This window comes from Bartonella silvatica (genome assembly GCF_040545155.1).
In the GTDB taxonomy this organism is placed as follows: domain Bacteria; phylum Pseudomonadota; class Alphaproteobacteria; order Rhizobiales; family Rhizobiaceae; genus Bartonella; species Bartonella silvatica.
The window spans coordinates 1-2,803 of the sequence record NZ_JBEPLI010000048.1; the positions used below are offsets into that span (position 1 = coordinate 1).

Annotated in this window: 2 protein-coding genes; both read right to left on the reverse strand. The window is 46.3% G+C overall.

Annotation, left to right across the window (positions count from 1 at the left end; genetic code table 11):
- Positions 1 to 1,721, reverse strand: a 1,721-nt coding sequence (gene bgtI, locus ABID23_RS07685) for a BaGTA-type gene transfer agent portal protein BgtI (RefSeq protein WP_354190880.1), incomplete at its 3' end; no start/stop codon positions are given.
- Positions 1,706 to 2,803 (reverse strand): phage terminase large subunit (locus tag ABID23_RS07690; protein WP_354190882.1); only part of this gene is annotated, 1,098 nt, incomplete at its 5' end. The genes bgtI and ABID23_RS07690, both read right to left, overlap by 16 nt.

The following is a 2,803-nucleotide window of genomic DNA, read 5'->3' on the forward strand; positions in this document are numbered from 1 at the left end:
ACACGATTAAGCAAAGATGCAGGCAATGGAGAATAACGAAGCAAATCAAGCATGATATCCGGCGTAACCGCATTTTGAAGCAACGGTAATAATTGCGTGATAATACCAAAGGTCCGCTCTTTCTCATTCGGGCTGGTGGGGGCATCATCCACCACAATGTCATAATCTACACTCATCACCGCTTCACGCGTCAAAGGAATATATTGCGCATTCTCCTCACCCGATATCCGCACCAATCGACCATCAGACAAGTAATTCTGGATCAAGTGTAAAATAATTTTACCCTGCCTTTTGCGATACAAACGCAAACCATCAAACAGACAAGCAAGCAGGTTAAGACTGGATTGGCGTCGTTGTGCCTCTAAAATCCCTGCTTGTGAGACTTCTCTCGTCCCAATAAACTCAGGCGATAAACCCGTAACTTGGTTAATCGCTTCCTTGGCTTCATTAAACAGTTGGAAAAAACCTGCTGGAAATTGGGCAACGGGTTTGGGTTGTATCTTACCACCCGCCAAAGCACCATTTTTTAAAACCGTAATACTATCAACCCTGCTCCAACTCTTTACAGCTTCTCTCTCATCTTCAAATGCACCCCTCTCAGCCATAATTCCACCCTTGGATTGGCTATTGAGAATATGCATCACTTGACTGAAATATTTATTTGCCCACCGTTGCGGGTCTTTTGTCGGGCGCACAACCCCATAAAAATGCCGTTCTATCTTGTCAAAATACCCCGTTATACACTCCCAGCCTAATTGACCAGCTGGAACTAAGGGTTGATCAGGCGTTTCAAGCAATTTCCTCCCTAAAAAAGCACGCTTAACAACCTTTTTATTGAAAACTGCTCCTTGAATATCAGGCATCATGCATTGGAGCTGCTTAAATTCCTCTTCACTATAATCACGCAATTTACCCGTTTCTAAATCAGGCGCTTTGTAATATCGCTCGCTTTCAAACCAACGACATTCAACAAGCGTAACCATCCGACGACCGTTTTCAACATCAATGCCCTTCTCATCATCGTAAGCTTCAAGATCATTATGATGAATGCCTTCATAAGCAGCCCCATCACGCGCCCAATCAGCACTCAGTTCACTCCAATGGGCTTTGGGAAACATCTGCTTGGCTACTTCCAAGGGCTTGCGGTCTACATACCACATGCGTTGTGCATCGGTTAAATTCGGTTGCACTGCCGCGCTATCCCAAACCATCTTTAGAGGGTCTAAACGCGTAATGACCGGTTCACCATCAAGGCTGTTTTCGTAATCAAGCCGTGTATCGGTCCAGCCCATGCCGCAGATGACAGCGTCTTGGAAAGCATCACTGTCCGCATATTCAGCGTGTGCTACATCTCTAAACCATTCTGCCGCCCCTGTAAGCAATTCACTAGGTAATGCCTTCCCGACTTGACGGGGGATAAATTGCACTTCTCGTTTATTGTTACGCTCTGAACCCACAACGGCATTAACCAGTGGTGCAATACGGTTAAAAGTCATAACGGGGCGGCGTTGCTCTTTTAACGCCGCTAAATCTTGATCATTCCACTGATCACCATTGTAAAATTGAAAATCCTCTCTTGCATGTTCACGCCATTTGTTCACATGCTCTACATCTTCTTTGTACCAATTCACAAGCTTGCGAAACAAACCTTCTGTCGACAGATCTGATGCGTTACTTTCTTTCTCTAAATGCTCTTCATCATACATCATTCTGCCATCCATGACGTGCTCTCATAAGTTTCTCTACCGCTATAAGCTGGTCTCTTGTGTTTCTGCATCGGCTGTTCATACCCCACACACATTAACCCAAAGGCATCCGCACCATGACTGGACCAATCATGTTCTGCCCCCAAACCAATATTACGCTTCTCATCCCATTTCTCATGATACCAATTCAGTGCCTTGCGCCCTGCTACGGTCGTCTCTTCATTAAACCATACTGAAGGCAAAATACGTCGCACTGCCTCTATTCGCATTTTGACAGCACCAGCCCCTTGATTGGGAACAACCTGCGTTTCAAAGCCCGCATCATTCAAAGCACTTTCAAAACTCACATTGTGCACACGGTCTCTGGTCGCCCCATCATGGGGGAGAACCATCAATGCCTTCTCATAACCGTTTTGACGCAACCAACCGATATGCTCCGATAACGGCTGTCCCTGTGCTTCGTAATAATCGAGCACTCTGATCTCTCTGCCAACAAATTGCGCTATCCATATCGCCGTGGCATCTGCCTTGGCGCCTGTCCCCCCAATATCCCAAAAGGCGCGTATCTGCATTAAAGGATCACGAGCAACGCGCCCTATCCGCCCCTCCTGCTCGGCTGCCAACATTTCCTTTTGATAATAAGCACCTTGAACTGCTGTAAGATAAGCCCCTTCCCAGATATGCTTATAGGTCTCTGGACGGTTTCTCAGATCATCAAGTCGTGCTTCATTCAAGATCTTGGGAAACTTCGGGTTGTCTGACCAATTGATCTCTACACGCTTAATGGATTTATTGTCTGAAAAGCGAAACCGCTTCTCAACGGGGGCATTCTCTCGCAACGGGTTCCATGTTACCCATAACTCTGCCCGCCATCCTTCTCCTTCTTCACGTAAAGTCGGTATAAGCGTTTGCCAAGCCGTCTCTGTTACCGGCTCTGCCTCATCAACCCAACAAAGCAAAATACGCCCCATCGATTTAATGCTCGCAATATTACGGTCTAGTCCAGAAAACTGAAAGGCTATACGACCATCTATCGACTTAATCGACGACTCCCCAACCTTGTAATAGTCCTTTAAAAAGTCATGCGCTTCAATGGC